Origin of the sequence: [Acidovorax] ebreus TPSY, from assembly GCF_000022305.1 — a bacterium.
GTDB classification, from domain to species: Bacteria; Pseudomonadota; Gammaproteobacteria; order Burkholderiales; family Burkholderiaceae_C; genus Diaphorobacter; species Diaphorobacter nitroreducens.
On the sequence record NC_011992.1, the window covers coordinates 1,265,544 to 1,281,188 of the forward strand.

17 protein-coding genes and 1 pseudogene are annotated in these 15,645 nt (G+C 70.5%); 4 read left to right on the forward strand and 14 right to left on the reverse strand.

All coding sequences use genetic code 11. The annotated features are described in order from the left end of the window. Positions 1 to 29 precede the first annotated feature (29 nt). The 13 genes and pseudogenes from DTPSY_RS06030 to DTPSY_RS06090 form a co-directional block, all read right to left on the reverse strand. Positions 30 to 1,367 carry a TAXI family TRAP transporter solute-binding subunit gene (locus DTPSY_RS06030; RefSeq protein ID WP_015912848.1) on the reverse strand — a complete coding sequence of 446 codons (1,338 nt, stop codon included), beginning with the start codon at positions 1,365 to 1,367 and terminating at the stop codon, positions 30 to 32. Positions 1,368 to 1,369: 2 nt separating this feature from the next. Continuing rightward, complete coding sequence (locus DTPSY_RS06035) at positions 1,370 to 2,383, reverse strand: P1 family peptidase (RefSeq protein ID WP_015912849.1); 1,014 nt, start codon at positions 2,381 to 2,383, stop codon at positions 1,370 to 1,372. A 55-nt stretch (positions 2,384 to 2,438) separates the two neighbouring features. Beyond that, positions 2,439 to 3,759: pseudogene (locus DTPSY_RS06040) on the reverse strand (HAD-IC family P-type ATPase). Positions 3,760 to 3,814: 55 nt separating this feature from the next. Then, complete coding sequence (locus DTPSY_RS06045) at positions 3,815 to 4,198, reverse strand: copper-binding protein (protein WP_041836328.1); 384 nt, start codon at positions 4,196 to 4,198, stop codon at positions 3,815 to 3,817. 23 nt (positions 4,199 to 4,221) lie between these two features. Further along, positions 4,222 to 4,683, reverse strand: a complete 462-nt coding sequence (locus tag DTPSY_RS06050; RefSeq protein ID WP_187148612.1) for a DUF411 domain-containing protein — start codon at positions 4,681 to 4,683, stop codon at positions 4,222 to 4,224. A gap of 67 nt (positions 4,684 to 4,750) precedes the next feature. Continuing rightward, positions 4,751 to 5,233, reverse strand: a complete 483-nt coding sequence (locus DTPSY_RS06055) for a cupredoxin domain-containing protein (protein WP_015912851.1) — start codon at positions 5,231 to 5,233, stop codon at positions 4,751 to 4,753. A 16-nt stretch (positions 5,234 to 5,249) separates the two neighbouring features. Then, on the reverse strand, positions 5,250 to 6,638 hold the full coding sequence (locus tag DTPSY_RS06060; RefSeq protein ID WP_015912852.1) for a multicopper oxidase family protein: 1,389 nt from the start codon (positions 6,636 to 6,638) through the stop codon (positions 5,250 to 5,252). 1 nt (position 6,639) lies between these two features. After that, complete coding sequence (locus DTPSY_RS06065) at positions 6,640 to 8,073, reverse strand: TolC family protein (protein WP_015912853.1); 1,434 nt, start codon at positions 8,071 to 8,073, stop codon at positions 6,640 to 6,642. Next, the gene (locus DTPSY_RS06070; RefSeq protein WP_015912854.1) at positions 8,070 to 8,417 is read right to left on the reverse strand and encodes a hypothetical protein; all 348 of its coding nucleotides are present in this window, start codon (positions 8,415 to 8,417) and stop codon (positions 8,070 to 8,072) included. Before DTPSY_RS06070 ends, DTPSY_RS06065 begins: the two co-directional genes overlap by 4 nt. A gap of 103 nt (positions 8,418 to 8,520) precedes the next feature. Next, positions 8,521 to 8,922 (reverse strand): hypothetical protein, encoded by a 402-nt coding sequence (locus tag DTPSY_RS06075; RefSeq protein ID WP_015912855.1) that lies wholly within the window; start codon positions 8,920 to 8,922, stop codon positions 8,521 to 8,523. 75 nt (positions 8,923 to 8,997) lie between these two features. Then, the gene (locus tag DTPSY_RS06080) at positions 8,998 to 9,624 is read right to left on the reverse strand and encodes a YitT family protein (protein WP_011805791.1); all 627 of its coding nucleotides are present in this window, start codon (positions 9,622 to 9,624) and stop codon (positions 8,998 to 9,000) included. A gap of 147 nt (positions 9,625 to 9,771) precedes the next feature. After that, a complete protein-coding gene (locus DTPSY_RS06085; protein WP_015912856.1) occupies positions 9,772 to 10,191 on the reverse strand; it encodes a DUF3703 domain-containing protein in 420 nt (139 codons plus the stop codon). Then, positions 10,188 to 12,209, reverse strand: coding sequence for a heavy metal translocating P-type ATPase (locus tag DTPSY_RS06090; RefSeq protein ID WP_015912857.1), 2,022 nt, complete (start codon positions 12,207 to 12,209; stop codon positions 10,188 to 10,190). Before DTPSY_RS06090 ends, DTPSY_RS06085 begins: the two co-directional genes overlap by 4 nt. Positions 12,210 to 12,249: 40 nt before the next feature. On the opposite strand from DTPSY_RS06090, the gene DTPSY_RS06095 reads away from it, so the two are divergent. From DTPSY_RS06095 to DTPSY_RS06110, 4 genes are all read left to right on the forward strand, one after another. Next, complete coding sequence (locus DTPSY_RS06095) at positions 12,250 to 12,708, forward strand: MerR family transcriptional regulator (RefSeq protein ID WP_015912858.1); 459 nt, start codon at positions 12,250 to 12,252, stop codon at positions 12,706 to 12,708. Positions 12,709 to 12,817: 109 nt separating this feature from the next. Then, positions 12,818 to 13,627: an MlaE family ABC transporter permease gene (locus DTPSY_RS06100; protein ID WP_011805787.1), complete on the forward strand. Its 810-nt coding sequence runs from the start codon at positions 12,818 to 12,820 to the stop codon at positions 13,625 to 13,627. 15 nt (positions 13,628 to 13,642) lie between these two features. Next, a complete protein-coding gene (locus DTPSY_RS06105; RefSeq protein ID WP_015912859.1) occupies positions 13,643 to 14,653 on the forward strand; it encodes an MlaD family protein in 1,011 nt (336 codons plus the stop codon). Further along, positions 14,650 to 15,330, forward strand: coding sequence for a hypothetical protein (locus DTPSY_RS06110; RefSeq protein WP_015912860.1), 681 nt, complete (start codon positions 14,650 to 14,652; stop codon positions 15,328 to 15,330). Before DTPSY_RS06105 ends, DTPSY_RS06110 begins: the two co-directional genes overlap by 4 nt. Before the next feature lie 67 nt (positions 15,331 to 15,397). Here DTPSY_RS06110 and DTPSY_RS18530 read toward each other — a convergent pair whose 3' ends face one another. Then, positions 15,398 to 15,571, reverse strand: coding sequence for a hypothetical protein (locus DTPSY_RS18530; RefSeq protein WP_011805784.1), 174 nt, complete (start codon positions 15,569 to 15,571; stop codon positions 15,398 to 15,400). Positions 15,572 to 15,645 lie beyond the last annotated feature (74 nt).

Genomic DNA, 15,645 nt, shown 5'->3' on the forward strand with positions numbered 1-15,645 from the left:
GGCGCTCCGCCGGTCGCGGGGACTGCCGTTCAGCCTGCCGCGCGTGGCAGGCGCCGGCGCACCAGTTGGATGTGGTTGCGCAGGGCGTAGAGCTCGTCGGCATAGGACAGTGGCACGCTCACTTTTTCCACCTGCGCCTCCATGCGGTCCAGCCGTTCGCGCAGCGCGTCGGGGGTGGCCTCTCCTCGTTCCATGTCGTCTTCGATGTCGCGCAGATGCCCATACCAGCGGAACACGCGCGAGCGCACGCGGAACTGGTACAGCGGCGGCACCACGCGCCACAGCGGCAGCATGATGGCAATCAAGATACCCAGTACCAGCCACATGCGCTCGACGAGGTTGGCGATCCAGAATGGCAGATAGCGCTGCATCAGCGGCGCCGGCTCGTTGATGGCGCGCTCGCCCTCCTTGGCAATGGGCAGTTCCGCGTGCCGGGTGCTGGGGAATTCGCGCGCACGGTTGAACCAGCCCGCATTGCCATGGATGCCCTGCGCGCTCTGGGCAAATAATTGCAGCAGGGCGGGGTGGGTGCCTTCACGCGCCAGCAGGGATGTGGTGGATGCCACCAGCCGTACGTCGCGCGGGGGTACGTTGGCGGCCAGGTCCACCACGCCGCGTGGCAGCACTACCGGCGTGAGGAACGGAAAACGGCGGCTGTAGGCCTCGTTCTGCGGGAAGTGCATGAGCTGCACGCCGGGCGTTTGCAGCAGCATCTGCACCATCAATGACTCGGGGGCGGAGGCAAACACCAGGGCGTCCAACCGCCCCGCCAGGAACGCCACCGTGGCGGGCGTCTGCTCCAGACGGGTGAGCGTCAGGGCATCCAGCGGAATGTGGTTGGCGTCCAGCAGGCGCTCCATGAGCGTTGGTACGCCGCTGCCGGGCGAGCCGACGTTCACGCGCAGCCCGCGCAGCTGATGCAGCCCCTCCAGCCGGGCCGATCGGTGGATGCGGCGCGCCACATCGCCGCGGTAGAACAGCCAGATGGGCTCCACAAAGAGGCTGCCCAGCGAGACCAGCTCATCACTGTCCTCGGGACGCAACTCACCCGTGCCACCTTGCACGAAGGCGAGGTCGGCGTGGCCATCGCGCAGCAACTGCAGGTTGGATGACGAACCATCGCTGGGCAGCAAGACCACGTTGATCCCGCTTGCCGCCAGTGCGTCACGATAGCGCTGGCCGAAGGCCTCGTAGGCGCTCTGCGCGGGGCCGGTGGCCAGCGTCACCGTGCGCGGCGGCGTGGGGTTGAGCCACCAATAGGCCAGTAGCACCAGGCCCGCGCCCAGTAGCGCCAGCGGCCCGGCAGACACCAACAGGTCGCGCAGCGACAGCAGCGCCGTGCGCAGGCGGCGTGACATCTGTCCCATGGCTAGCTCCCGGCAGACAGATCGGCATGGCACGGAAGTGCCAGGCCCTCGGCCGTGCGCAGGGTGCGCGCGGCGAGCACGGCGCGCACGGTGGCGCGGGCCACCGCCTCGCCCGCCATCGTGGCCAACACCATCATGCCGGGGTGGTGCGGCACGTGGCCGGTCGACAGCGTGAACAGCGTGTCTCCGTCGCTCATGGTGTGCACGGGGTTGATGCTGCGGGCCAGGCCGTCATGGCCGGCAACGGCCAGTCGCTGAGCTTGAACCTTGGTCAGCCGCGCGTCGGTAGCGATCACGCCGATCGTGGTGTTGCTGCCGGCCAGCAGGGGATGAGGGGGCTCGCCGAGCAGCAGCGCGTGCCGTGTATCGCGCAGCGTCAGCCCGTCGGCAGCGCGGGCGCCCGCCAGTGGGCGCCCGGTGTCCGGGTCGACCACGTCGCCCACGGCGTTGCAGGCAATGAGCGCACCCACCGTGACGCCCGCGACGGTGACCGAGGCTGTGCCCACGCCGCCCTTCATGGCGTGCTGCAGGCCGAACATCTTGCCCACCACGGCGCCAGCGCCGGCGCCTACGTTGCCCTCGGCTGGCGGCTCGCGTGTGGCGGCAGCGCAGGCCGCATAGCCGGCCGCCGCATCGGGACGCACCTTCATGTCGCCCACGTGCAGGTCGAACAGCACGGCCGCTGGCACCAGTGGCAGGCGGCCCACGCCCACGTCCAGCCCTACGCCGTGCTCCTCCAGCCAGCGCACGGCCCCCGTGGCGGCCTCCAGCCCCCAGGCGCTGCCACCCGCCAGCATGATGGCGTGCACCTGCTCCACCAGGTTGCCCGGGGCCAGCAGGTCGGTCTCGCGCGTGCCGGGGGCGGCGCCGCGCACATCCACGCCTGCCACGGCACCCTCGCGCGCAATCACCACGCTGCAGCCGGTGGGGCGGCGTGGGTCGGTGAAGTGGCCGACCTCGATGCCGGCAACGTCGGTGATGGCGCCGCAGGCGCTGTGCAGGGAGCAAGCTTGCATGGGCGCCGATTATGGTGCCGCACCGGCACCTGTCCCCGCGTCTTGCGGCGTGCTCTCAAAGCCGTGCGCGGCGCAGCCGTAGGGCATTCGTGATCACCGAGGCCGAACTCAGGCTCATGGCCAGCGCCGCGATCATCGGCGACACAGCCAGCCCGTGAACGGGTAGAGCAGCCCGGCGGCCAGCGGCACGCCCAGCGCGTTGTAGACGAAGGCAAAGCCCAGGTTTTGGCGCATGTTGGCCACCGTGGCCTGCGACAGCGCGCGCGCCGTGGCGATGCCGCGCAGGTCGCCCTTGACCAGCGTGAGTTGCGCGCTGTTCATGGCCACGTCCGTGCCCATGGCGATGCCCACGTCGGCGCGTGCGAGCGCGGGTGCGTCGTTGATGCCGTCGCCGGCCATGGCCACGGTGCGTCCCTCGGCCTGCAGGCGTTCGACCAGGGCCAGCTTATCGGCGGGCAATACCTCGCCGTGCACCTCGTCGATGCCCAGGCGCCGTCCCACGGCACCTGCCGTGGTCAGGCCATCGCCGGTGGCCATGATGATGCGCAGGCCGGCCGCATGCAGGGCGGCCAGCGCGTCGGGCGTGCTGGCCTTGATGGGGTCGGAGACGGCCAGCAGGCCCGCCAGTTGCCCATCTATGGCCAGGAACATCACGCTGGCGCCTTCGCCGCGCAGTGCCTCAGCGGTCTGCGCCAGCGGTCCCGTATTCACGCTGGACTGCTGCATCAGCACCGTGTTACCCAGCGCCAAGGTGCGGCCCGCGATCCGGCCGCGCACGCCGATGCCCGAGGCCGAGTCGAACTGCTCGGCCGCGTCCAGCGCCAGCCCCTGCTGGCGTGCCGCAGCGACGATGGCCGCCGCTAGCGGATGCTCGCTGCCCTGGTCCAGGCTGGCGGCCAGGCGCAGCACCTCTGCCTCGCCCCAGCCGGCCACATGTTGGGGCTGCGCTGCACCACGGACTGCCAGTCGCGTACGAAGAACGGCGCGCCGGCCCATAGCACGATGGGCAGCGTCAGCACCAGCTCCACCCCGCTTTGCGTGGCCATGCCGACCCAACCCAGCCGGTGCCCGGCCATGGCCAGCGTGGTGACGACCATGGTGAGCGGCAGCGTCCACCAGAAGCGGCGCGAGAAGTCGCGCAGTGCGGGGTTGTCATCGGCCGCGTCCAGGCTGGGCAGTACCGGCTCCAGCGCCATGCCGCACTTGGGGCAGTGGCCGGGGCCGCTCTGTCGCACCTGCGGGTGCATGGGGCAGGTGTAGACCGTGTCGGCGGGTGGTGGGTCGGGTGGAGCGGCCGATGGCCGGGGCACGTGGGGGCTGTGGTGCCGGTGCTGCCCGTGTGGGGCAGCTGCGGGCGGCGTGCTGTGGGAATGCATGAGGGCTCCTTGGTGCGGCAAGGGGCCGGGCAACTGCCGCCCGGTCCGTGGGGCGTCAGCGCAATGGTTCGATATGGGTGACGACGAATACGCCCTTCACCCGTTCGGCCCGAAAGCGCACCTTGTCGCCGGGCTTGAAGGTGGCCGCCTGTGCCGGGTCGCGCAACGTGAACACCATGGTCATGGGCGGCATGGCAAGGTTCTTGAGCTCGCCGTGGCGCAGCGTGATCTTGCCGCTGCGTGCATCCCAACGCGTGACTTCACCCTCGCTGAGATCCTGCGTGCTGTCGCCGGACGCGGCGGGCGTTTCGGTGTGATGGGCGTCGTGGTCCGAGCCCTGGGCATGTGCCCAGCTGCCGGGCAGGCCCAGCAGTGCCAGAGCGGCCACGGGTGCGAGGGCGATGCGCGGCGCGCGCGCAGGCAGGGTGTGCGATGGCATGGCGTGGCCTTTCATGGTGTGCATCAACGGTAGCTGGTGAATACGCGCGTGGAGACGTCGCTGTTCACCAGGTTCTTGGTGACCAGCAGCACGTCGTACGGGTCCTTGCGGCCGTTGTACTCGGGCCCGTCCATGCCGGGGCTGCCCACCGGCATGCCCGGGACGGTGAGGCCCAGGGCCTTGGGTTTGTCCTTGAGCAGCTTGCGCACATCGGCAGCGGGCACATGGCCTTCGAGCAGATAACCACCCACCAGCGCGGTGTGGCATGAGCCCAGGCGCGTGGGCAGGCCGAGCTTGGCGCGTACGGCGGCGTTGCCCGTTTCGTGCACGGTGACCGTGAAGCCGTTGGCCTGCATGTGGGTCACCCAATCCTTGCAGCAGCCGCAGTTGGGGTCTTTCCAGACCTCCACGGCAGTCTGCGGGGCGGCGGCACGGGCCAGGGCGGGCAGGGCAGCGCCGGCCAAGCCGGCGGCGAGGGCCGTCATCCATTGGCGGCGGGTGGGTTGCGTGATTCGCATGGTGGACTCCTGATGATGCGGGTGGTGGTGTTGTTCAGGGCGTGACGGTGAAGGTGCCGCGCATGCCTGCTTCGTAGTGGCCGGGGATCAGGCAGGCGAAGTCGAAGCGGCCGGGCCGGTTGAAGTGCCAGACCAGATCTTCCTTGGCGCGCGGGGCCACGTGTGCCATGTGGGGTTCGGCGTGCTCCATGTCGGGGTACTGGCGCATCATGGCCGCATGCTGGTCCAACGTGCCCTGTGTGCCCAGCACCACCTCATGCATGACCTGGCCCTGGTTCTCCACGCGCAGGCGCACGGTCTCGCCCTGTTTGACGGTGAAGTGCGACGGGGTAAAGCGCATGTCGTCCGTCATGTGCAAGGTGATGGTGCGCTTTGCGCCCTTGGCCTCTCCCGCAATCCCCCATTCCTGCTGCTGCGGGGCGACGGCAGGGTGGCTGTTGTGCATGTTCTCATGGCTAAAACTGGCTGTAGCGCCCGCCAGTAAAGCGCAAGCAGCTATGAATTTGATAGATTTCATGGGTTTCTCCGAGGGTTCAATGGTGTTCGTGGCTAGCGCCCGGCTTGCGCACGCTGGGGGCGCCGGGGGCCCGGCCGGGCGGGGTCTGGCGCGGGGCTGCGGCGTCCAAGGGCGCACCGGCCCATTCGTGCGCCACCGTGCCCGCCGGGTGCCGGTACCAGCCCGGGTCGCGCCAGTCCTGGGCGGCCAGGCCCTGGCGGACCTTCAGGGTCGTGAACATGCCGCCCATCTCCAGCGGGCCGAAGGGGCCGGTGCCGGTCATCATGGGATAGGTGTTGTCGGGCAGCGGCATTTCCATCGCGCCCATGTCGGCCATGCCGCGCTCGCCCATGACCATGTAGTCGGGAATGATCTTCTGGATCTTCCCGACCAGGCCGCGATGGTCCACGCCGATCATGGTGGGCACGCCGTGGCCCATGGCGCCCATGGTGTGGTGGCTCTTGTGGCAATGCAGCGCCCAGTCGCCGGGCTCGTCGGCGATGAACTCCAGCTGCCGCATCTGGCCCACGGCCACGTCGGTGGTCACCTCGGGCCAGCGTGCGGCCTTCGGGGTCGGCCCGCCGTCGGTGCCCGTGATCTCGAACTCATGCCCATGGATGTGGATGGGGTGGTTGGTCATGGTCAGGTTGCCCACGCGGATGCGCACGCGGTCGCCCTGCCGTGCCACCAGCGGGTCGATGGCGGGGAACACCCGGCTGTTGAAGGTCCAGATGTTGAAGTCGGTCATGGTGTTGACCTTGGGCGTGAGGCTGCCCGGCTCCACGTCGTAGGCGCTGAGCAGGAAGGCGTAGTCGCGTTGCACCTCCGCGATCAGGGGGTGGCGCGCCTTCGGGTGCGTGATCCACAGGCCCATCATGCCCATGGCCAGCTGCACCATTTCGTCCGCATGCGGGTGGTACATGAAGGTGCCGGGGCGGCGCGCCGTGAACTCGTACACGAAGGTCTTGCCCGCGGGGATGTGCGGCTGGGTAAGCCCGGCCACGCCGTCCATGCCGCTCGGCAAGCGCTGGCCGTGCCAGTGCACGCTGGTGTGCTCGGGCAGGCGGTTGGTGACGAAGATGCGCACGCGGTCGCCTTCCACCACCTCGATGGTCGGGCCCGGGCTCTGGCCGTTGTAGCCCCACATGTTGACCATGAAGCCGGGCGCCATCTCGCGCACTACCGGCTCGGCCACCAGGTGGAATTCTTTGACGCCGGCGTTCATGCGCCATGGCAGCGTCCAGCCGTTGAGCGTGACCACGGGCTGGTAGGGCCGGCCGCTGGACGGGGTTAGCGGCGCGGCCGTGTCGGCAGAGGATTGCGAGGGCGCCTCGGGCAGTGCGGCCAAGGCCACGCGGCTCACCGATGCGGCGGAGGCGGCGACCACGGCCGTGGCGGCGCCGGAGAAGAAATGGCGGCGCTGCATGTCAGTGGCCTTCCGAAGGGGCGTTGGGGGTGGTGGGAGCGGACGGCAGGCCGGTGGGCGCGCCGGGCGATGTGCCCGTGAGAGCCAGTTGCAGGTCGGTCTGGGCGAGCCAGAAGTCGCGCTGCGCCTCGGTGGCGGCAGCCACGGCCTGGCTGGCGCGGCGCGCCTCGGCCAGCAGCTCCCACACGCTGATGAACATGCCGTTGTAGCGCAGCACGGCCTCGTCCTGCATGAAGCGCGCCAGCGGCAAAGCCTCGGCCTGCTGCTGGTGCGCCAGGTCCCAGGCGGTGCGGTAGCGCAGCCAGTGGCTGCGTGCCTCGCTGCGCGCGCGGATGGCGGCATCCTGCAGTTGCGCGGCGCTGTGCTGCAACTCGGCCCGCGCGCGGCCCGTGGCAGCTCCGCCCCAGTCGAACAGCGGCAGAGGCAGCTCTACCTCCCAGCCGCGTGTGGTCTCGCGGTGGCCGGAGGCGCGCTCGGTCGCAGTGTTGCGGCTGTAGCTCAGGCCGATGTCGCCGAACACGGATCCAACACCGGCCCAGCCGCTGCGGTCGGCGGTGGTGTCCAGGTCGCGGCGCAGCGCGCGCAGGTCCAGCCGCTCGCGCAGGGCCGTGGCTTCGGCGTCGTCGCCGCTGCGCAGTGCATCCGCCGCGGGCAAGGCGGGTAGCGCATCCGGCAGCGTGAAGTCGGCCTGCGCACCCCACAGCCCCATCAGCCGCGCCAGTTGCTCGCGCTCCAGCGCGGCATGCAGCCGCGCGCGGGCCAGCTGTGCTGCCGCGTCCTGTGTGATGGCGATTTCGCGTGCCTGCTGCAGCCGGCTGAAGTTGCCCACGCGCGCCATGCGCCGCGCCAGCTCGCCGCCGGCCTCGGCCGCCTCGTGCATGCGTTCGCGCGCGGCCAGCACCTGCCGGGCGGCCACGGCGCGCAGCCAGGCGCGGCGTGTGTCCGCGGCCAGGCGCAGCACATCCTGTGCAGCGGCCAGCGTGGCCTGCTCCATCTGCCAGCCTTGCCAGCGCGTGCGCCAGGGCAGGGTGATCACGTTGACCAGGCTGAAGCCGAGCTGGCGCTCGATCTCGCGCTCATGCCCGCTGGTGAATCGCCCCAGCGTCAGCGTGGGGTTGAACAAGGTCAGCGCCTGTGCACGCTGCGCATCCTGCGCGGCCAGATTGGCCAGGCGGGCCTGCAGCGCGGGGCTGTTCAAGAGCGCCACGCGCACGGCGGTGTCCGCATCCACGGGAAGGCGCAGCCATTCGGTGATCTGGGCCTGCGCGTCGCTGCGGCTTTGCGCATCGGGCGCGGGCAGTTGCGCGCCGTCGGGCAGGCGGGGCTGGACATGGCTTTGCACGTCGCCGCGCAGCCCATCGGGGGCGACGCTGGCGCAGCCGGCCAACACCAGTGCAGCGGCCAGCGCAGCCAGGGCGAGCGGAGGGCGCCTCATGGCCGGCCTCCGTAGTGGTGTTTCGGGGTGGGCATGCCAGGGCTGGGCGGCGCGGCGCGTGCCTGCTCGGCTTCCCAACGCACGATGTCGGAGTGGCCACCGGGAAAGGCGCCCACGGCGGTGTTGGCGGCCTTCCAGCCGATGTCGGCCTCGGCCACATCGCCGCTGGGGGGCAGGGGCTGGTGGTGCAAGGGCAGACTGGGGGCCTGTGCCGAGTCGGCGGTGGCGGTCTGCGATGGGGCGGCAGGAACATTGTCAACCTGCGCCCAGGTCGGCGGTGCGATGCCGGCCAGGGCCGCCAGGGCCATCATGGCCGCAGGGCTGGTGGGGTGCGCGAAGCGCATGGGAGTCTCCCGTCAAACATGACACAACCGCGTCCGCGACACTCGGCTGCGGCCCCGTCGAGGGACATGCAGCCGATTGCGGACGCACTTCGGGCGTCAGTGCTCAGGAGATGGGTGGCTTGATGGCTTGCGCAGCCGTGGCGCTGGCAAAGTGGGTGCCAGGGTGCGGTTGCAACCTGCTGTCGTGCCGTCCATGGAAGGCGGGCGCCCAGACCGGCGCGTAGAAGGCCGAATGGCAGGCGCCGCAGGCCGAACAGCCGGCGGGGTGTTCCGCGTGGACCGCCCCGCCGGTATCGCAGCAGTGCGGCTGTGCTGATGCGCTGGCATGGTCGCCGTCATGACCACCGTGGTCGTGCGTGTCGCTTGCCATAGCGTGGTGGGTAGCAGCTGCCGCGATGGTGGGCTGCGCGGGCGTGGCCGGTGCAACGCCCATGGCCATGGCGTCGCCCAGCAGGCCCCGCAGGACCAGCAGCAGACCCAGGATCATGGCAACGGCGTGGCGCATGCAGCGAATGATACCGGCGCGGTGCAGGAAGTTCCCGCCAGAGCGAGCGCCCGGCGATGGTCCGGCCGCGTGCCGTCAGACCGCCATGTAGCGCCCTGGCCGGTGGTTCATGGCCAGCACCAGGTTGAGCGCCACGGCGCCGATGACCGACCACAGCACGCGCAGCGGCTCCACTGTGACCAGCGCCGCCAGCACGATGCAGCAGTCCACGGCCATCTGCACCTTGCCGGCGCGCCAGCCGAAGCGGTCCTGCAGGTACAGCGCCATGATGCCCACGCCCCCCAGGCTGCAGCGGTGGCGGAACAGCACCAAAAAGCCCATACCCATGATCAGCCCGCCGGTGATGGCCGCATACAGCGGCTGCAGTTCGCTGATCTGCAGGAACTGCGACTGCAGCTCCGACAGCACCGACAGCAGCGCCACGGCCGCGAAGGTCTTGAGCGTGAAGGCCAGGCCCAGCTTGCGCAGCGCCAGCCAGTAGAACGGCAGGTTGAGCGCGAAGAACAGCTTGCCGAAGCCGATGCCCGTGGCGTAGTGCAGCACGAAGGCCAGCCCCGCCATGCCGCCGGTGAGCAGCCCGGCGCTGGCGAGGAAGGCCACGCCCACGGAGATCAGCGTCACGCCGACGCCAATCGCCACGGCGTCTTCGGTGCGGGTGTGCGGGACCATGGCGGGAGCGGCGTTGGCGGTGGTGGTGGACATGGGCGGGATCGGCAGTCGCCGTGGTGACCGGCGGGGGCGCGATTGCACCACGGCATCGGTCGCTGTGTCTTGCGCTGGGTCAAATTCCCGGGTCTGGGTGGCGTAATGCTCCTAAAAGATGAGCTGTGTGCGCTTGTCAGGCGGGCGCTAGAGGTCGATTGGACTCATCTCTTGCGCACCCGGCGTGCCGGGGGGCTGGGTGGCCTGCATGGCTTCGGTGATGCATGCGCGCACGGCCACGCTGGGCACCATGGGCCGCAGCGCGGGCACGCTGGCACGGCCGATGTTGCCCTGCGGCAGCCGGCGCACCAGGTGGCCCACCAGCGTGAGGCCCAGCCGCGCCCATTGGCCCCGAGCCTCCGGCGCGTCGCCCAACTGGCGCGCAAAGCGCAGCATCTGCCAGTGCGCGCGCCAGTGCAGGCCCAGGCGGTTCTGGCCCACCACATGGGCGGCCTCCAGGTAGCGCCAACGCTGTTCGGTGGGCGCATCCACGCTGGTGCGCCAGCGCTGCAGCAGGTAGTCGTAGGCGGCGCGCTGGCGGCTTTGTGGTGATTGGGTCATGGTCATGCGGCCTCCTTCGCCGCGATAGAGGCACCGCGGCGCAGGCGCAGCCCGTTGGCCACCACCAGCAGGCTCACGCCCATGTCGGCTGCCACGGCCATCCACATGCTGGCCATGCCCAGCAGCGCCAGGGTGAAGAACGCGGCCTTGATGCCCAGCGCCAGGGTGATGTTCTGCCACAGCACGGCGTGTGCGCGGCGTGCCAGCCGCACGGTGTCGGGAATGCGGCGCAGGTCGTCGTTCATGAGTACTACGTCGGCCGTCTCCATGGCCATGCCGGTGCTGTGTGCGCCGCCCATGGCGAAGCCCACGTCGGCCTGGGCCAGCGCGGGCGCATCGTTGATGCCGTCGCCCGCCATGGCGGTGGGGCCGCGCGTGCGCTGCAGCGCGGCCAGGGTGTCGAGCTTGTCCTGCGGCAGCAGGCCGCCGAGCGCGTCCTGCGCGTCGGTAATGCCCGCCTCGGCCGCGATGGCCTGTGCGGTGGCCGGGTTGTCGCCGCTCAACACCACCGGGTGCACGCCCAGCGCGCGCAGTTCGGCGATGGCCTGGCGCGCGTGGCCGCGCAGCGGGTCGGCCACGGCGAACAGCGCGCGCACGGCTTGCGCGTCGGCCAGCAAGGTGACGGTGCGGCCCTGCCGCTCCTGTTGGGCCAGGGCGTCTTCGAGCGCAGCGTCGGCCAGGCCTTGTTCGCGCATCAGGCGCAGGTTGCCCAGCCACCAGCGCTGGCCGCCCACCTCGGCCTGCACGCCGCGACCGGGCAGGGCCTGCAGGTTCTGCACGCCGTTGTGGGTGGCCGCGGGCAGGCCGGCGGCGATGGCGCGCGAGACCGGGTGCTCAGACCGGCTGGCCAGCTGCCAGGCCACATCTGCCACGGCGTCGGCATCGGCGCCGTTCAGGGCACGCCACTGCACCAGGGCAGGGCTGCCGATGGTCAGCGTGCCGGTCTTGTCCAGCGCCACCACGCGCAGGCCGCGCGCGGCCTCCAGCGCGCTGCCGCCCTTGATGAGGATGCCGCGCCGCGCGGCGGCCGTGAGCGCGCTGACCACCGTGACCGGCGTGGAGATGACCAGCGCGCAGGGGCAGGCGATGACCAGCAGCGCCAGCGCCTGGTAGGTGGACTGCGTCCAGGTCCAGCCCATCAGCGGGGGGGCCAGCAGCGCCAGCAGCACGGCCAGTGCGAACACGACGGGCGTGTAGATGGCGGCAAAGCGGTCCACGAAGCGCTGGATGGGGGCCTTGCTGGCCTGCGCCTGCTCCACCGCGCGCACGATGCGCGCAATCAGCGTGTCGCCGGGCGGGGTGTTCACCTGCATCAGCAGCTCGCCCTGCTGGTTCACGCTGCCCGCGTACAGCGGGTCGCCGGCGGCCTTGTCGGCCAGTTGGCTCTCGCCGGTGATGGGGGCCTGGTTCACGCTGCTGCTGCCGTGGGTGACGGTGCCGTCCAGCGGCACATGCGCGCCCGGGGCAATGCGCACGGTGGCACGCAGCGGCACCTGGTCCACGGGCAGGCTCAGGGTGCTGCCATTCGGCTGCTGCACGTCGGCCGTGGCGGGCGCCAGTTGCAGCAGCTGGCGTATGGCATGGCGCGCGCGGTCCATGGCGCCGTCCTCGATGCGCTCGGCCGCCACGTACAGCGCCATGACCATCGCTGCCTCGGGCCACTGGCCGATGAGTAAGGCGCCCGTCACCGCCACGGCCATGAGCGCGTGGATGCCCAGGCGCAGGCGCGCAAGGTCTTTGAGGCCCACCCGGTACACGCCCAGGCCCGACAGTGCAATCGCCACCACGGCCAGGGCCATGCCGGCGTAGTCCTGCTGCATCCAGTGCGCCGCCTCGGCGCCCGTGGCCAGGGCCAGCGCCGCGGCGATGCGCGGCCAACCGGGCAGGGTGCCGTGGTCGTGGCCGTCGCCCGCCGATGTGCTGCAGGCGCAGCCGCTGCATGCGGATGCGGGCGGAGGAGGCAGGTTTGCCGCGCCCGGGCCATGGGAATGGGACGCGGAATGGGAGGAATGGCTTTGGCTCATGCCATGATTGGAAACCTTGAAGCCACTCCAAGGTCAAGCCATGCTGCGACAAAGCCCCCGCCACCGTATCGGTGATGCCGCCCGGCTCTCGGGCGTGCCACCGGCCAACATCCGCTATTACGAAAAGGAAGGCCTGCTGCCCGCGCAGACCCGCGCGGACAACCGCTACCGCCTCTACAGCGACGAGGAGGTCCACCGCATGCGCTTCGTGCGGCTGTGCCGCGCCATGGACATGTCGCTGCAGGAGGTGCGCGGCCTGCTGGCATTGGACGCCTGCAGTACCACCGACGGCCATGCCGCCTGCGTCACGCTGGACGAGCACCTGGCGCACGTGCGCACGCGCATGGCCGAGCTGGCGACGCTGGAGCAGGAACTGCTGTCGCTGCGCAGCCGTTGCGACGGCACGGGAGGGCAGTGCCACGTGATCGAGGCGTTGCATGCACGCGCCGATGCCGATCCCGTGCCGCCCGCAGGGCCGGCGGCCCGCAGGCATGTATGAGGCCCATGGCACAGGTTGCTATGGTGTTAATAGCTGCTAGCGCTTGCTGCACAAGCGCTAGCGGCCAATTTGTTACTTATCGAATGCAGCCTTCGCCTATGATCCGCGCATGAACGCCAGCCTGCACCCTTCCATCGTGCCCCGGCGCCTGTGGGCCCAGGCGCGGCGTTGGGCCGTGGCGTGGTGGCGCATCATCTACCTGGGCGCCGTGGTCATGGTGCTGATGCTCTCGCCGTCCAGCTACGGCCGCGCCACGCGCTGGCGGCTGGCGCGCCACATGTACCAGGACACCGCGCCCATCCTGCTGGGTTTCACGGTGCTAGCGGCGCTCATCAGTCTGGTCATCACGCGCATCGTGGTCGTCACCGCGCTCAGCTACGGCCTGTCGCGCTATGCGCTGGAGATGGTGATCCGCGTGCTGGTGCTGGAGCTGATCCCGCTGACCGCCGCGCTGTTCGTGGCGATGCGCGCCACCATCCCCAACGGCACGCAGCTGGCGCTGATGCGCCAGTCGGGCCACCTTCAGGCTCTGCGCCAGCGCGGCGCCGACCCCGTGCGCATGGAGCTGCTGCCGCGCGTGGTGGCTGGCGTGTATGCCAGCATCACGCTGGCGGCGCTGTCGTGCGTAGTGGCGCTGGTCATGGCCTACCTGGGCGTGTATGGGCTCAACACGGCGGGGCTGCCGGTGTACACGCGCATGTTCGGCCATGTGTTCGCGCCGCAGATCACGCTGGTGTTCGTGCTCAAGACCGTGTTCTTCAGCCTGGCCGTGGCGCTGATTCCCATGGCTTCGGGGCTCTACGAAAGCGGCGACGCACGCCAGGCCCAGCAGCCCGACTCGGAGCTGGGCGGCTTGGCGCGCATGTTCGCCGTGCTGCTGCTCATCGAGGTGATCTCGCTGATGGGCAATTACTACTGATTTCATGGCCACGCGATGACCGATCCGCAACGTCCCCAACCCCCGCTGTCCGAACCGCCCGCGAACGCGCCGGTCGAGTTGCTGCGGCCCGTGGCCCATCTGGAGCGCAAGGCCGCGGCGCTGCTGCTGTTCACGCTGGTGCTCGTGCTGGGTGCCGGCCTGTACCTGCTGTACGCGCGCGGCGCGTTCGAGCCCACGCAGCGGCTGGTGCTCACGGCCGAAGATTCCGAGGGCGTGGTCGTGGGTATGGACATGACGTTCTCGGGCTTTCCCATCGGCCGAGTGCGGCGCATCGAACTGGCCGAGACCGGCAACGTGCGCATCCTCATCGACGTGGCCCAGCGCGACGCGCACTGGCTGCGCACCTCCAGCGTGTTCACCCTGGTCAGCGGGCTGGTGGGCGGCACCACCATCAAGGCCTACAGCGGCATGCTGGCCGACCCGCCGCTGGAGGACGGCGCCGAGCGCCCCGTTCTGCGCGGCGACGCCACGGCGGAGATTCCGCAGCTCATGTCATCGGCACGCCAGCTGCTGGACAACCTGAACGCCATGACCGGCGCAGAGTCCGCCCTGGGCGGCGCCATGGCCCAGGTGCGCACGCTCACCGAGCGGCTCAACGCGCCTGGCGGCGCCCTGGGCGTGCTCATGGGCAACGAGACGGACGCGAAGAAGATCCTCACCACGCTGGAGCGCACCAACCAGTTGCTCGCGCGCATCGACGGCATGGCCGCCAAGGCGGACAGGCAGGTCTTCGGTGCGGGGGGCGACCCCGGGCTGGTGCCCGAGGTGCGGGCCGCCGTGGTGCAGCTCAACGGTTTGCTGGCCGACGCGCGCCAGAGCCTCACCAAGGTGGACGCCGTGCTGGCCGAGGCCCAGGCCGTGGGCGCCAACGCGCGCGAGGCCACGACCGACCTGGGCGCATTGCGCGCCGAGGTGGAAGGCAGCCTGCGCAAGGTGGATGCCTTGGTGAACGAGATCAACCGCAAGTGGCCCTTTGCCCGCGAAACGGAGCTGAAACTGCCATGACCTCCCTGCAGCTTCTCTTGTGGCGGGGCTTGGCACCCGCGCTGGCCGTGGTGCTGTCGGCCTGCGCCGGCAAGGCGCCGGTGCCCGACTGGCAGATGAATGCCCACGGCGCGGCCGAGCGGGCGACCGAGGCCTACCTGTCCGGCAACACCCGCGTGGCCGACCAGGAATGGACCCGCGCACGCGCCGAGGTGGCACGCACCGGCCGGCCCGAGTTGCTGGCGCGCGTGGAGCTGATGCGCTGCGCCGCGCAGGTGGCCAGCCTGCAACTGCAGCCTTGCACGGCTTTCGAGCCGCTGCGCGCCGATGCGGCGCCGCCGGAGCAGGCCTATGCCGACTACCTCGCAGGCCGCGCCACGCCCGCGCAGGCGGCGCTGCTGCCCGAGGCACAACGCGCCGCCGCAGCCAGCCCCCAGTCCATTGCCGGGATTGCCGACCCCTTGGCGCGCCTGGTGGCAGCGGGTGCGGCCGTGCGCGCCGGGCGCGCTACGCCGGAAGTCATGGTGCTGGCCACCGACACCGCCTCGGCGCAGGGATGGCGCCGCCCGTTGATGGCCTGGCTGCTGCTGCGCGCCGAACGGGCGGGTGCGGCGGGCGATACCGCGTTGGAGGCCGCGCTGCGGCGGCGCGTCGCTGTGGTGGAAAGCGGCGGCGCACCCGCCAGCGCCGTGCCCTGAAGCCCGGCCCGGGCGGCCCGCAAAAAAGCCGCCCGAAGGCGGCTGGAGGGGAGGAGTGAGAGGGAGCTCAGTCGAAGACGCCAGCGGGAACGAGTTGCTCCAGCTGGCTGTGCACCTGCGAGTCGGCCACCTGGGTCGTCTGGTGGGGCACCAGGGTCATGACGCTGGCCGCGAAGGCCAGGACCACGGTGACCACAAAGGCCGCGTAGGCGCGCGATCCGGGGCGGAAATGGCGTTTCATGGCAGTACCTCAGGTGGGTGGAACACACGGTATGCATGCATACCAAGACATGGAGCGATTAAAGCGCTTCAGTC